We start from the raw sequence: 14,547 nt of genomic DNA, 5'->3' as shown, positions 1-14,547 counted from the left end.
CCCAGTGACCCCCAGGCTGGTTGAGCGGGTCGCCCCTTTTTGTCCTCCCGCCCGCCGACACGCGGCGCCGGATCGGTTCATCCGGTCGCGAGTAGGGCACTATGTGCCCCGCGATCATGTTCACCGGGCGGGGAGGGGCGCACATGCAGCACGACGGCAGTGGCCGGATTGTCGTGCAGAACCTGAGCAAACACTTCGGGCCGGTCGCCGCGGTGCAGAACCTGAGCTTCGAGGTCCGCCCCGGTTCGGTGACGGGCTTCCTCGGCCCCAACGGCGCGGGCAAGACGACGACCCTGCGCATGGTGCTCGGCCTGGTGACGCCGTCGGCCGGTGTCGCGACCATCAACGGCCGCCCCTACCAGCAGCTGGGCAATCCGGCGCAGGTCGTCGGCGCGGTGCTGGAGAACGAGGGCTTCCACCCCAAGCGCAGCGCGCGGAATCACCTGAAGGTGTACGCCGCGGCGATCGGTGTGCCGGACCAGCGGGTCGAGGAGGTGCTGGGGCTGGTCGGGCTCTCCGGTGTCGCGGATCGCCGCGCGGGCGGGTTCTCGCTGGGCATGCGGCAGCGGCTCGCGCTGGCCACCGCGCTGCTCGGCAACCCGCAGGTGCTGGTGCTGGACGAACCGGCGAACGGACTCGACCCGGAAGGCATCGTGTGGCTGCGCAACTTCCTGCGCGCCTACGCCCGCGAGGGCCGCACCGTGCTGGTGTCCAGCCACCTGCTGTCCGAGGTGGAGCAGACGATCGACCAGGTGGTCATCATCAGCCACGGCGTGACGCGCTACTACGGTCCGCTCGAGCAGTTGCGCAGCAGCCAGCAGTCCCGCGTGCTGGTGCAGGCCGCGGATCCGAACGCGCTCGTGAAAGCGCTTCAGGAAGGCGGGTTCACCCAGGTGGAGCCGACCCCCGACGGCCGGGTCGCGGTGATCGGCGCGACCCGCCAGCAGATCGGTGACCTGGTCGCGAAGGCCGGCCTCGCCGTCTACGGGATCGAGGAGGAGCGGGCCGATCTGGAGCGGCTGTTCTTCCAGCTGACCAGCCCGCAGTACGCGGGCATGCCGCCGCAGCCCTACGGACCGCCGCAGCAGGGCGGATGGGGCCCGCCGCCACCCGGCTACCCGCCGCAGCAGCAGTACCAGCAAGTACCGCCGGGACAACAGCAGGGCAACGGCAGCTGGGGAGGTCAGGGCTGATGGGCCGGTTGATCAAGGCGGAGTTCCGCAAGACCCTCAGCCTCAACACCTGGTGGGTCCTGATCGTCCCGCTGGTGCTGGTCGCGTTCTGGATGTCGTTCGTGTGGGGCCGGATCACCAACGACTTCGCCGACTACATCGGCAGCGGCACCGCCCGGATCATCGCCGGGCAGGCCGGGATGTCGGCCGACGCGCTGCCCGTCGGGCTGCTGAGCATCGCGCACGGCGTGAACATCGCCCAGCTGATCCCGGCGATCTTCGGCGTCTTCGCGCTGGCCGGCGAGTACAGCAGCCGGACGATCACCACCACGTTCCTCACCGCGCCGAACCGGGTGTCCGCGCTGACCGCGAAGATGATCACCTACCTGTTGTGGGGCGCGTTGTACGGGCTGCTCAGCTTCGCGGTCGCGGCGCTGGCGACCGTCGCCACCGTCGACAGCGGCCGGCTGCCCAGCGGCGGCGAGTGGCTCGCCGCGCTCGGCGGGACCGTGCTGGCCTACGCCCTGGTGACGTTGTTCGGCATCGGGTTCGGCGCGGTGCTGAACCGGGTCGTGCTGGCCGTCATCCTGCTGATCGGCTGGTTCCTGCTGGTGGAGAACGTGCTGCTGGTGGCGCTGTGGAACACCAGCGACATCTTCGGTGCGATCCTGCCGAACGGCGCCGCGAACGGGATCGTCGGCGGCATCGCCGCGGACGCGTTCGGGATCAGCTCGCTCAACCTGCCGGGTGACGTCGAGCACTGGGACAAGCTGGGCCTCCAGCTCGCGGCCGGCGCGCCCGGCGTGATCTCGTGGTGGGCCGCCGCGCTGGTGTTCCTCGCCTGGACCGCGGTGTTCTTCGCCGCCGGCTGGGGCTCGAACCAGCGCCGCGACATCACCTGACCGGGCACGCATAACCTGGCGTGGTGACCGCACGACCACTACGCGATTCCGGGGACGAACCGAACGGCTGGATCCGCCGGCTGGCCGCGGCCTGCTGGCGGCATCCGGTTCTGGTCGTGGCGGCGATGGCCGCGGCGGTGCTCAGCGTCGGCCTGCAGGCCGCGAGCCCGCTGCTGGTGAAGGTCGCCGTGGACGACGCGGTGCTGCGGCAGACCGACCGGCTGGGCCTGCTCGTCGCCGGCCTGATCGGTGTCCAGCTGCTCATGTTCGGCACCGCGTTCGTGCGGCGGTACGTCGGCGGGCGGCTCGCCCTGGACGTGCAGCACGACCTGCGCCAGCGGGTGTTCGACGCGGTGTCCCGGCTGGACGGCGGCAAGCAGGACTCGCTGCGCACCGGGCAGGTGGTGTCGCGCGCCATCACCGACCTGCAACTGGTCGTGTCGCTGCTGTTCGTGGTGCCGCTGTCGGCGGGTTCGGTGGTGTTCGCGGTGTTCTCCGTCGCCGCGATGCTGTGGATGTCGCCGGGCCTGACCGTGATCGCGCTGATCGTGGTGCCCGCGGTGGCGATCGTCGCCGGAACGGCCCGCAAACGCCTGTTCCCGGCCACCTGGTCGGCGCAGCAGCGGGCCGCGGACGTGGCGCAGCACGTCGAGGAAACCGTCACCGGCGTGCGGGTCGTCAAGGGCTTCGGGCAGGAGGCCCGGGAGGTCGCGCGGCTGGAGAAGACCGCGCGGCGGTTGTTCGCCGAGCGGTTGCGCGCGGCCCGGCTGGCCGCGGTGCCCACCGCGACGACGTCCGCGCTGCCGGCCGCCGGGCAGGTCGCCGTGCTGGCCTTCGGCGGCATCCTGGCGCTGAACGGACAGGTCAGCCTCGGCACGTTCCTCGCGTTCGCCAGCTACGTGTCCGGCCTGATCGGCCCGGCCCGGATGATGTCCGCGCTGGTGGTGCAGGCCCAGCTGACCCGGGCGGGGGCGGAGCGCGTCTACGAGCTGGTCGATGCGCAGCCAGAGGTGACCGACCCGGCCGATCCGAAGCCGCTGCCGGAGGGCCCGCTGGGTATCGAGCTGGACGACGTGCGGTTCGGCTACACGCGGTCGGAACCGGTCCTGGACGGGCTGAGCCTGCGCGCCGAACCCGGCGAGACGCTGGCGCTGGTCGGCACGGCCGGATCGGGCAAGTCGACGATCTCGCTGCTGCTGCCCCGGTTCTACGACGCGCATTCGGGCAGTGTCCGGCTCGGCGATCGCGACGTGCGGGACGTGCGGATGGCCGACCTGCGGCAGGCCATCGGCGTGGTGTTCGAGGAAGCGTTCCTGTTCTCCACGTCCATCCGCGACAACATCGCCTACGGCCGCCCGGACGCCTCCGACGACGAGGTGATCGCCGCGGCGAAGGCGGCCGAGGCGCACGACTTCATCTCCGAGCTGCCGGACGGCTACGACACCCAGGTCGGGGAGCGCGGGCTGACGCTGTCCGGCGGCCAGCGGCAGCGGCTGGGCCTGGCGCGGGCCCTGCTGACCGATCCGCGGGTGCTGATCCTCGACGACGCCACCTCCGCCGTGGACACCGTGACCGAGGCCGCCATCTACGAGACGCTGCGCTCGGTCACCGCGGCCCGCACCACCCTGCTGATCGCGCACCGCAAGTCCACGCTGACGCTGGCCGACCGGATCGCCGTGCTGGACGCGGGCAAGGTGGTCGACGTCGGCACCGCGGCCGAGCTGGAGGAGCGCTGCGAGCTGTTCCGCGAGCTGATCGCCGGCCCCGGCGAAGGGGTGGAGCAGGTGCACAAGCGCGACTGCGCGGCGAGCCCGCCGACCGGGGTCACGCCCGCGCTGTGGCCGGACCGGGACGAGCGGGACGCGGTCGCCGAGATGGCCGAGTCGGCGGAGCGGCGCAACGCACCGGCGCCGGTGCCCGGGGGCGGCGGCATGGGCGGCGCGCTGAACGTGCCGCCGACGGCCGAGCTGCTGGAAGGTGTCCGGAAGCTGCCGCCCGCCGTGGACCGGCCGCCGCTGGACCCGGACTCGGTGACCCGGCCCGACCCGCGGTTCCGGCTGGGCTCGGCGTTGCGGCCGGTGCGGGCGTTGCTGATCACCGCGGTGCTGCTGGTGGGTCTGGACGCGGCCGCGTCGATCGCGTTGCCAGCGCTGTACCAGCAGGGCGTCGACCACGGCGTGCGGACCGGCCTGGCGTGGGTGGTGTGGCTGTGCGCCGGGATCGGCGCGGTGATCATCGCGGCGGACTGGTTCGTGATCGCGGCGCAGACCCGGATCACCGCGCGCGCCGGGGAAACGGTCCTGTACTCGCTGCGGGTCCGCAGCTACGCGCACCTGCAGCGGCTCGGGCTGGACTACTACGAGCGCGAACTGTCCGGCAAGATCATGACGCGGATGACCACGGACGTGGACGCGTTGTCGACCTTCCTCCAGACCGGGGTCGCGCAGGCCGTGATCAGCGCCCTGACGCTGATCGGCATCACCGGCGCGCTGTTGATCACCGACGTCTCCCTGGCGCTGTACGCGCTGTCGGTGGTGCCGGTGCTGGTGATCGCGACCGTGATCTTCCGCCGGTTGTCCAGCGCGGCCTACACCGAGGCGCGCGAGAAGGTCAGCGCGGTGAACGCCGACATGCAGGAGAACGTGAGCGGCCTGCGGGTGGCCCAGGCGTACAGCCGCGAGGAGCGGTCGGCCGAGGACTTCGCCTCGCGCAGCGACGCCTACCGGCGATCGCGGCTGCGGGCCCAGCGGTACGTGGCGACGTACTTCCCGTTCGTCACGCTGCTGTCCGGGGTCGCGGAGGCCGTGGTGCTGATCGCCGGGGCGAACCGGGTCGCGCACGGCACGCTCGCGGTCGGGGTGCTGCTCGCGTTCCTGCTGTACCTGAACCTGTTCTTCTCCCCCATCCAGCAGTTGTCGTCGGTGTTCGACGGCTACCAGCAGGCGAAGGTCGGGTTGCGCCGGATCGGCGAACTGCTGCGGACGCCGACCTCGGTGCCGCCGCCCACCGACCCGGTGCCGGTGCCCGAACGGCTGCGGGGCGAGGTCGCGTTCGACGCGGTCGACTTCTCCTACGCGGGCACGGACGCGCTGGCCCTGACGGACATCTCGCTGAAGGTTCCGCCGGGCGAGACGGTCGCCCTGGTCGGCGCGACCGGGGCCGGGAAGTCCACTGTGGTCAAACTGGCGGCGCGCTTCTACGACGCCACGAGCGGCAAGGTGAGCATCGACGGCGTCGACGTGCGGGACTACGACCCGGCCGGATTGCACCGGCGGATGGGGGTCGTGCCGCAGGAGGCGCACCTGTTCTCCGGCACGGTCGCGGACAACGTCCGGTACGGCGCACCGTCCGCCTCCGACGCCCAGGTCGAGGCGGCGGTGCGAGCCGTGGGCGCGATCGACGCGGTAGCCGCCCTGCCGCAGGGGTTCCACCAGCCGGTGGGCGAGCGGGGCCGGTCGTTGTCGGCCGGTCAGCGGCAGCTGGTGGCGCTGGCCCGGGCGGAACTGGTGGACCCGGACGTCCTGTTGCTCGACGAGGCCACGGCCGCACTGGATCCGTCGACGGAGTCCGCGGTCCTCGCGGCGACCGAAAGACTCGTCAACCGCCGCACGACGTTCGTCGTGGCGCACCGCCTGGCGACCGCGGCCCGGGCCGACCGCATCGTGGTGCTCGACCACGGCCGCATCGTCGAGCAGGGCACGCACGACGAACTCCTCGCGGCGAACGGCCACTACGCCCAACTCTGGCGAACCGGCAACTAACACCGACCCGTCGCCGTGTTCATCACTCCCGGCGCCGTGTCCACCACCCCGGGCAGCGTGTTTGCCACCCCCGGCACCGTGTTGGCCGCCCCGCGCAGCGTGTTTGCCACCCCGGGCAGCGTGTTTGCCGCCCCCGGCACCGTGTTAGCCGCTCCCGTCGCCGTGTCCACCGCCCCGGGCACCGTGTTCACCACTCCGGGCAGCGTGTTTGCCGCCCCGGGCAGCGTGTCCACCACTCCGGGCACCGTGTTGGCCGCCCCCGGGCGCAGGCCGGCGCGGAAGCGAACCTGCTGCGGCGCCCTGGGATCCCTGCAGCTAAGCGAAAACCTTCCCCGGGTTCAGAATTCCCAACGGGTCCAGCGCGTCCTTCACGGCGCGGTGCATCGCCAGGACTTCGGGGCTCACCTCGCGTCGCAGGCCGCCGCGTTTCAGCAGGCCGACTCCGTGCTCCCCGGTGACGGTTCCGCCCAGCGCCACGGCGTCGGCGATGATGTCCTCGAACGCGGCCTGCGCCCGCTGCCGGGCCGCGTCGTCCCCGATCGGGGTGATGAGCAGCGGGTGCAGGTTCCCGTCACCGGCGTGAGCGATGTTCGCGATCAGCGTGTCGTGCGCCGCGGCGGCCTTCTCGATCCGGGCCAGCATCTCGGGCACCAGCGCGCGGGGCACGCACACGTCTTCGGTCAGCACCGGGCCGAGCCGTTCCAGCGCCGGGTACGCCAGGCGGCGCGCGTCGAACAACGCCTCGGCTTCCTGCTCGTCCGTGGACAGCGCCGCCCAGGTCGCGCCGGCCTGTTCGAAGCAGCGCAGGATCGTGCGGGCCTCCTGTTCCCCCGCGTGCCCCGGGGTGTCGACACGGCCCAGCAGAACCACGTTCGCCTCGGTGGACAGGCCCATGTTCTTCCAGGCGTCGACCGCTTCCAGGCAGTGCCGGTCGACCAGCTCCAGCGCCGACGGGATCACGCCGGACGCGGACACCGCGCTGACCGCCTCCCCCGCGGCGACCACCGAATGGAAGTACCCGGCGATGGTGCGCTCCGGCTCGCGCTGCGGTCGCAGCCGTACGGTCACCTCGGTGATCACCCCGAGCGTGCCCTCCGAGCCGACCATCAGCCCGCACAGGTCGTAGCCCGCGACGCCCTTCGCGGTGCGCCGCCCCAGCCGGACCACGTCGCCGCGCCCGGTGACGACCTCGAGCGCGAGCACGTAGTCCCTGGTGACGCCGTACTTCACGCAGCACAGCCCGCCCGCGTTGGTGGCCACGTTCCCGCCGATCGTCGACCACGGTGCGCTCGCCGGGTCCGGCGGGTACCACAGCCCCTGCTCGGCGCAGATCGCCCGCAGGTCGTCGTTGACGACGCCCGGCTGCACGACCGCGAGCCGTTCCGCGCGGTCGATCTCCAGCACGGAGTTCATCGCTTCGAAGGAGATCACCAGGCAGCCGTCGAGGGCGTTCGCGCCGCCGGACAGGCCGGTGCCGGCACCGCGCGGCACCACCGGGATCCGGTGCTCGCCCGCGAACCGGACCACCTCGCGGACCTCGGCGGTCCCGCGCGGGCGGACCACCGCGGCGGCCCGCCCGTAGTCGGCCCACTCCGCGTGGTCCTGCAGGTAGGACTCGACCACGGCGGGATCGTCCACCACGCGGTCGGCCGGAACGACCCGCCGCAGGGCGGCCACCAGTGTCGCGGAATCCATCGCCACCTCCCGCGTCGAGGCTACCGCTGCGATGGGGCCGGCCGGGCCGGTCGAACCGCTGCCGCCACCCGGGTCACCGCACCGCTCCCGGCCCGGCCGGTGGCTCAGACCAGCTGCCCGCCCGGCCGCCCGCGCAGTCCGGCGCCCGGGTGCCGGTACGGTCGGAACCGGCCGAGGAGCACCGGGCACGGCGCGATCGCCGACAGCGATCTGCCAGGGTTGTGCCAGCGCGGCTGCTGCCCGGAACCGGCGGTTCGGGCTCCCCCGGCAGCGCCGCGATGACCTGCGGAGACGCGCCGTCCACGGGCGCCGGGCAGGACCGGTTCCCGTACCGGTCCCGCACCTGTCAGGGCGGGCCCCATACTCGCCCAGATGTATGCTGGACCGATTAAGTGAGGAATCCCAAACCTCCGTGCCGGGACTTGGGCCACTTCGATCACATCGGTGAACGTGAGGGGGTTAGCCTGGTAGGCGCATCAAGCGGACAACAAGATCGAGATATGGATAGAGGCGAGTCCCTGCCGTGTCCAGCAGCAGCCCTGCGTCACAGTTCGGCCCCAACGAATGGCTCGTCGAGGAGATGTACGACCAGTTCCTCGCCGACCCCGATTCAGTAGACGCCGCATGGCACGAGTTCTTCTCGGACTTCAAGCCGACGCAGACCAGCGAGTCGAAGCCGGCGGACGCGCCCGCGCCCGTCCGTGAGCAGCCCGCGAAGGCGGGCAACGGCCAGGTCGACCAGGCTGCGACTGCCCCGGCCGCACCCGCCCAGCCGAAGCCCGCCGCCCAGCCCGCGAAGCCGGCCGCCCAGCCCGCGAAGCCCGCCGCCCAGCCTGCCGCCGCCCAGGCGGCGAAGCCCGCCGCCGCGAAGCCCGCGGCCGAGGCGGAGAGCAAGCAGCTGCGGGGCGCCGCCGCCGCGATCGCGAAGAACATGGACGCCTCGCTGGCCGTGCCGACGGCCACCAGCGTGCGCGCCGTCCCGGCCAAGCTGATGGCCGACAACCGCATCGTCATCAACAACCACCTCAAGCGGACCCGCGGCGGGAAGATCTCGTTCACGCACCTCATCGGCTACGCCATGGTGCGGGCGCTGCAGGACTTCCCGAACATGAACCGGCACTACGCGCTCATCGACGGCAAGCCGCACGCCGTCACGCCGGAGCACGTCAACCTCGGCCTCGCCATCGACATGAAGGGCAAGGACGGGGCCCGCACGCTGGTCGTCGCCTCGATCAAGAACTGCGAGAACATGACGTTCCGCCAGTTCTGGCAGGCCTACGAGGACATCGTCAAGAAGGCCCGCAACAACAAGCTGACCGCCGATGACTTCGCCGGCACCACCATCTCGCTGACCAACCCCGGCGGCATCGGCACCAACCACTCGGTGCCGCGCCTGCAGGCGGGTCAGGGCGCGATCATCGGTGTCGGGGCGATGCAGTACCCGGCGCACTTCGAGGGCACCAGCGAGAAGACGCTGGTCGACCTGGGCGTCTCCAAGATCATGACGCTGACCTCGACCTACGACCACCGCATCATCCAGGGCGCGGAGTCGGGCGAGTTCCTCAAGCGCATCCACGAGCTGCTGCTGGGCGGGGACGGCTTCTACGACGACATCTTCACCTCGCTGCGGCTGCCGTACGAGCCGATCCGCTGGGTGGAGGACATCCCCGAGGGCGAGATCGACAAGACCGCCCGGGTGCTCGAACTGATCGACGCCTACCGGATGCGCGGTCACCTGATGGCCGACACCGACCCGCTGAACTACCGCCAGCGCCGCCACGAGGACCTCGACGTCCTCTCCCATGGCCTGACGCTGTGGGACCTGGACCGCGAGTTCGCGGTCGGCGGGTTCGCCGGCCAGGAGCGGATGAAGCTGCGCGACGTGCTGGGCGTGCTGCGCGACTCCTACTGCCGCACGGTCGGCGTCGAGTACACCCACATCCTGGACCCGGAGGAGCGCCGCTGGATCCAGGACCGGGTGGAGGTCCCGCACGCCAAGCCGGACCCCAACGTGCAGAAGTACATCCTGTCGAAGCTCAACGCCGCCGAGGCGTTCGAGACGTTCCTGCAGACGAAGTACGTCGGCCAGAAGCGGTTCTCGCTGGAGGGCGGCGAGACGGTCATCCCGCTGCTGGACACCGTCCTGGACAAGGCTGCCGAGCACGAGCTCGACGAGGTCGTCATCGGCATGCCGCACCGCGGCCGGCTCAACGTGCTGGCCAACATCGTCGGCAAGCCGATCTCGCAGATCTTCCAGGAGTTCGAGGGCAACCTGGACCCGGGCCAGGCGCACGGCTCCGGTGACGTGAAGTACCACCTGGGCGCGGAGGGCAAGTACTTCCGCATGTTCGGCGACGGCGAGACCAAGGTGTCGCTGGCGTCGAACCCGTCGCACCTGGAGACGGTCGACCCGGTGCTCGAAGGCATCGTCCGCGCCAAGCAGGACATCCTCGACAAGGGTGACAGCGACACCGGCGGCTTCTCGGTGCTGCCCGTGCTGCTGCACGGTGACGCGGCGTTCGCCGGCCAGGGTGTGGTGGCGGAGACGCTGAACCTGGCGCTGCTGCGCGGGTACCGGACCGGCGGCACCGTGCACATCATCATCAACAACCAGGTGGGCTTCACGACCGCGCCGGAGCACGCCCGCTCCTCGCAGTACGCGACCGACGTGGCGAAGATGATCGGCGCGCCGATCTTCCACGTCAACGGCGACGACCCGGAGGCCGCCCACTGGGTGGCGAAGCTGGCCGTCGACTACCGCCAGGCGTTCAACAAGGACGTCATCATCGACATGATCTGCTACCGCCGCCGCGGCCACAACGAGGGCGACGACCCGTCGATGACGCAGCCGGCGATGTACGACATCATCGACACCAAGCGCTCGGTCCGGAAGACCTACACCGAGTCGCTGATCGGCCGTGGCGACATCTCGGTCGAGGAGGCCGAGGCCGCACTGCGGGACTTCTCGAGCCAGCTGGAGCACGTCTTCAACGAGGTCCGCGAGCTGGAGAAGCACCCGATCGCGCCGAGCCCCTCGGTCGAGGAGGAGCAACAGGTTCCGGCGAAGGTCCCGACGGCGGTGCCGGCCGAGGTCATCGAGCGGATCGGCGACGCGTTCGTCGACGTCCCCGAGGGCTTCACCCCGCACCCGCGCGTCAAGCCGGTCATGGAGCGGCGGCACAAGATGTCCCGCGAGGGCGGCGTCGACTGGGCCTTCGGCGAGCTGCTCGCGTTCGGGTCGCTGGCCATGGAGGGCCGCCTCGTGCGGCTGTCCGGTCAGGACTCCCGCCGCGGCACGTTCACCCAGCGCCACTCGGTGCTGATCGATCGCAAGACCGGCCGCGAGTACGCTCCGCTGCAGAACCTGGCGGAGGAGCAGGGCCGGGTGATGATCTACGACTCGGCGCTGTCGGAGTACGCGGCGGTCGGGTTCGAGTACGGCTACTCGGTGGCCAACAACGACGCGCTCGTGCTGTGGGAAGCGCAGTTCGGTGACTTCGTCAACGGCGCGCAGACCGTCATCGACGAGTACATCTCGTCCGGTGAGGCCAAGTGGGGCCAGCGGTCGGACGTCGTGCTGCTGCTGCCGCACGGTCACGAAGGTCAGGGTCCGGACCACACCTCCGGCCGCATCGAGCGGTTCCTGTCGCTGTGCGCGGAGGGCTCGATGACGGTGGCGGTGCCGTCCACCCCGGCGAACTACTTCCACCTGCTGCGCCGGCACGCGCTGGACGGCATCCAGCGCCCGCTGATCGTCTTCACCCCGAAGTCGATGCTGCGGAACAAGGCCGCCACGTCCCCGCTCGAGGACTTCACCGGCGACTCGAAGTTCATGTCGGTGATCGACGACGCGCAGGTCGAGCCCGGCAAGGTGCGGAAGGTGCTGCTGACCTCCGGCAAGCTGTACTGGGAGCTGGTGGCCGAGCGGGCCAAGCGCGAGGCGAACGACGTCGCCATCGTGCGGATCGAGCAGTACTACCCGCTGCCGAAGAAGAAGCTGCTGGCCGCCCTGGAGCGCTACACCGGCGCCGAGGTGGTGTGGGTCCAGGAGGAGCCCGAGAACCAGGGCGCGTGGCCGTTCTTCGGCCTCCACCTGCCGCGGCTGTTCCCGGACGTCCTCGGCAAGCTCGACGTCGTCTCGCGGCGTCCGATGGCGGCCCCGTCGGCCGGCTCGTCCAAGGTGCACGAGGTCGAGCAGAAGGCGCTGATCGCCAAGGCCTTCAGCTGATCCGGTAAGCGAAAGCGCCCTCCCCGCGAGTCGTGGGGAGGGCGCTTTTCTTCTGGCTCGGCACCCGGAGGCGAAAGATCAGCGAGCGCTCGCAGGACGGGCTGGCTCGGGGACGGCCGATCAGGTCACTCGTGTCCGGCGGCCGGGGTGGCGCGGGGTGCTTCGATCACGTCGAGCACCTGCCGCGCGGTGACCGCGCCCACGGCCTTGCCGGTTTCGTCCACCACCACGCCGAGCCCGGCCGGCGACGACAGCGCCGCATCCAGGGCGCCGCGCACCGAGGTGCCGCGGCGGTACAGCGACCCGCCGGCCACCAGGTCGGTCTCGGCGAGCGGTGCGTCCACAGTGGAACCGGGGGCGAGCCAGCCGCGTGGTTCGCCCGCGTCGTTCACCGCCAGCAGCCAGTCCTCGGTCGGACCGGGCACCCGCTCGCCCAGCGGTACGGTGACGAGGTCGCGCACCTCCACGCCGGCGGAGTCCACGAAGGACAGTCCACGGTAGCCGCGGTCGCGGCCGACGAACGAGGCCACGAAGTCGTCGACCGGGTGCCGGAGCACGTCGGCCGGGGTGCCGTACTGGGCCAGCCGCCCGCCGACCCGCATCACGGCCACCTTGTCGCCCAGCCGCACGGCCTCGTCGATGTCGTGCGTGACGAACACGATCGTCTTGCCCAGCTGTGATTGCAGGCGCAGCAACTCGTCCTGCAGTCCTTCGCGGACGATGGGGTCGACTGCCGAGAACGGCTCGTCCATCAGCAGCACGGGCGAGTCCGCCGCGAGCGCCCTGGCGACGCCGACCCGCTGCCGCTGCCCCCCGGACAACTGCGCGGGATAACGCTTGCCCAGGTCGAGCGGCAGGCCGACGATCTCCAGCAGCTCGGCCGCGCGGTCGCGGGCCTTCCGCTTGCCCCATCCGGACAGCACCGGGACGGTGGCCACGTTGTCCAGCACCGTCCGGTGCGGGAACAGCCCGGCGTTCTGGATCACGTACCCGATGCCGCGCCGCAGCACCGGCGGGTCCGACTCGCGGATGTCCTTGCCGTCGAGCAGGACCCGGCCCGAGGTCGGCTCGACCATGCGGTTGATCATCCGCAGCGACGTCGTCTTCCCGCACCCCGACGGTCCGACGAACACCGTGATGGTGCCCTCCTCGACCGTCAGGCTGAGGTCGTCGACGGCGAGCGTGCCGTCCGGATAGCGTTTGGTCACGCCGTCGAACTCGATCAACACGCCCTCCCGTGCAGCCTGTCCCGGGGGCGCGGAACGAGAACACCCCGGGGAAGACCCAGCTTAGCCGGTGACGCCCTCCTCGACGGCCGCTTTCGCCACCGCGGCGGCGACCTCGGGCGCGACGCGGGGGTCGAGCGGGCTCGGCACGATGCGGTCCGGGCCCAGGTCCTCCTGCGCGACCGCGACGATCGCCTCCGCGGCGGCCAGCTTCATGTTCTCGGTGATCTTCCGCGCACCGGCGTCCAGCGCGCCCCGGAACACACCCGGGAAGGCCAGCACGTTGTTGATCTGGTTCGGGAAGTCGCTGCGGCCGGTGGCCACGATCGCGGCGTGCTCCGCAGCCGCCTCGGGGTGCACCTCCGGGTCCGGATTGGACAGCGCGAACACGATCGGGTCGGCGGCCATCCCGGCGAGCAGCTCCGGCTCGATGGTGGCGCCGGACAGTCCGAGGAAGACGTCCGCGCCGCGCAGCGCCTCGGCCAGGCCGCCGCGCAGCCCGGACTTGTTGGTGGTCTCGGCGAGCTTCTCCTTGACCGGGTTCAGCCCGTCCCGGCCGGCGTGGATGATGCCGCGCGAGTCCAGCACCGTGACGTCCGCGACGCCGGCCTCCTGCAGGATCTTCGCGCACGCCACGCCCGCCGCGCCGGCACCGGAGATGACGACCCGCTGCTGCGCGATGTCCCGGTCGAGCACCAGGTTCGCGCCCCGCAGCGCGGCCAGCGTCACGATCGCCGTGCCGTGCTGGTCGTCGTGCATGACCGGGCAGTCCAGCGCCTCCTTGAGCTTGTCCTCCAGCTCGAAGCAGCGCGGGGCGGAGATGTCTTCGAGGTTGACCGCGCCGAACGAGGGGCGCAGCCGCACCAGCGTCTCGACGATCTCGTCGACGTCCTTGGTGTCGAGCACCAGCGGGATCGAGTCCAGCCCGCCGAAGGTCTTGAAGAGCACCGACTTGCCCTCCATGACCGGGAGGGACGCGCTGGCGCCGATGTCACCCAGTCCGAGCACGGCGGTGCCGTCGCTGACGACGACCACGAGCCGGTGCGCCCACGTGTAGCGCTCGGCCAGCTCGGCGTTCTCGGCGATGGCCCGGCTGGCCTTGGCCACGCCGGGCGTGTAGGCGATGGAGAGGTCGCGGGGCTGCGAGATCGGCCGGGTGGCCGCCACCGAGAGCTTGCCGCCCTCGTGGCCGCGGAAGATCTCGTCGTCGGTCACCGGCGACACGCCGGTGACCGTCGGCGGCGCCGCCTCGGCCGCCGTGCTCTTGCTGACCTCGTCCATCGGTGTTCCCGCCCTCGTGTCGAAGGTCTGAGCGTAAGTCATGGAAAAGAAATCCCTCCCGGGACCGTGTGCAGGGACACTGCCCCCACCCCCAGTGGCGTGGTTGATCTCGCAGCGCGGGAGCCAGGGCGCGGTGGCGCCGGCAGCCGGCTCGGCGTCCGTCTCGGCCGTGCGAAGCCCTTGGTGAGGCGACGGCCGCGAACGCGGCGGTCCCCCCAGTGTTGCAGGACAGGTACCGGTTGTGATGCCGAGGTGCGGCTGATGTCACAAAAAGGTGAGGTC

At 71.3% G+C, this 14,547-nt stretch carries 7 protein-coding genes; 4 read left to right on the top strand and 3 right to left on the bottom strand.

Features of this window, described 5'->3' with window-relative positions; translation table 11 throughout:
* The first annotated feature begins 101 nt into the window (after positions 1-101).
* From FHX46_RS06390 to FHX46_RS06380, 3 genes are read left to right on the top strand one after another with little or no spacing between them, the layout of a single operon-like run.
* Positions 102-1,193 (top strand): ABC transporter ATP-binding protein, encoded by a 1,092-nt coding sequence (locus FHX46_RS06390; RefSeq protein WP_243871233.1) that lies wholly within the window; start codon positions 102-104, stop codon positions 1,191-1,193.
* Complete coding sequence (locus tag FHX46_RS06385) at positions 1,193-2,074, top strand: ABC transporter permease (protein WP_167111519.1); 882 nt, start codon at positions 1,193-1,195, stop codon at positions 2,072-2,074. Before FHX46_RS06390 ends, FHX46_RS06385 begins: the two co-directional genes overlap by 1 nt.
* Positions 2,075-2,097: 23 nt before the next feature.
* Positions 2,098-5,835, top strand: a complete 3,738-nt coding sequence (locus FHX46_RS06380; protein ID WP_313886045.1) for an ABC transporter ATP-binding protein — start codon at positions 2,098-2,100, stop codon at positions 5,833-5,835.
* Between the two features lie 315 nt (positions 5,836-6,150).
* Here FHX46_RS06380 and FHX46_RS06375 read toward each other — a convergent pair whose 3' ends face one another.
* Positions 6,151-7,530 carry an FAD-binding oxidoreductase gene (locus tag FHX46_RS06375; protein WP_167111515.1) on the bottom strand — a complete coding sequence of 460 codons (1,380 nt, stop codon included), beginning with the start codon at positions 7,528-7,530 and terminating at the stop codon, positions 6,151-6,153.
* A 523-nt stretch (positions 7,531-8,053) separates the two neighbouring features.
* Between FHX46_RS06375 and FHX46_RS06370 the strand changes: the two genes are divergently transcribed.
* Complete coding sequence (locus FHX46_RS06370; RefSeq protein WP_167111513.1) at positions 8,054-11,758, top strand: multifunctional oxoglutarate decarboxylase/oxoglutarate dehydrogenase thiamine pyrophosphate-binding subunit/dihydrolipoyllysine-residue succinyltransferase subunit; 3,705 nt, start codon at positions 8,054-8,056, stop codon at positions 11,756-11,758.
* Between the two features lie 125 nt (positions 11,759-11,883).
* Here FHX46_RS06370 and FHX46_RS06365 read toward each other — a convergent pair whose 3' ends face one another.
* Positions 11,884-12,987: an ABC transporter ATP-binding protein gene (locus FHX46_RS06365; RefSeq protein WP_167111511.1), complete on the bottom strand. Its 1,104-nt coding sequence runs from the start codon at positions 12,985-12,987 to the stop codon at positions 11,884-11,886.
* Positions 12,988-13,047: 60 nt separating this feature from the next.
* Positions 13,048-14,199: an NAD(P)-dependent malic enzyme gene (locus tag FHX46_RS06360; RefSeq protein WP_449224102.1), complete on the bottom strand. Its 1,152-nt coding sequence runs from the start codon at positions 14,197-14,199 to the stop codon at positions 13,048-13,050.
* Positions 14,200-14,547 lie beyond the last annotated feature (348 nt).

Origin of the sequence: Amycolatopsis viridis (genome assembly GCF_011758765.1) — a bacterium.
Classification (GTDB): domain Bacteria; phylum Actinomycetota; class Actinomycetes; order Mycobacteriales; family Pseudonocardiaceae; genus Amycolatopsis_E; species Amycolatopsis_E viridis.
Note: the sequence above shows the minus strand (reverse complement) of the source record. Positions and strands in the feature narration are given on the sequence as shown.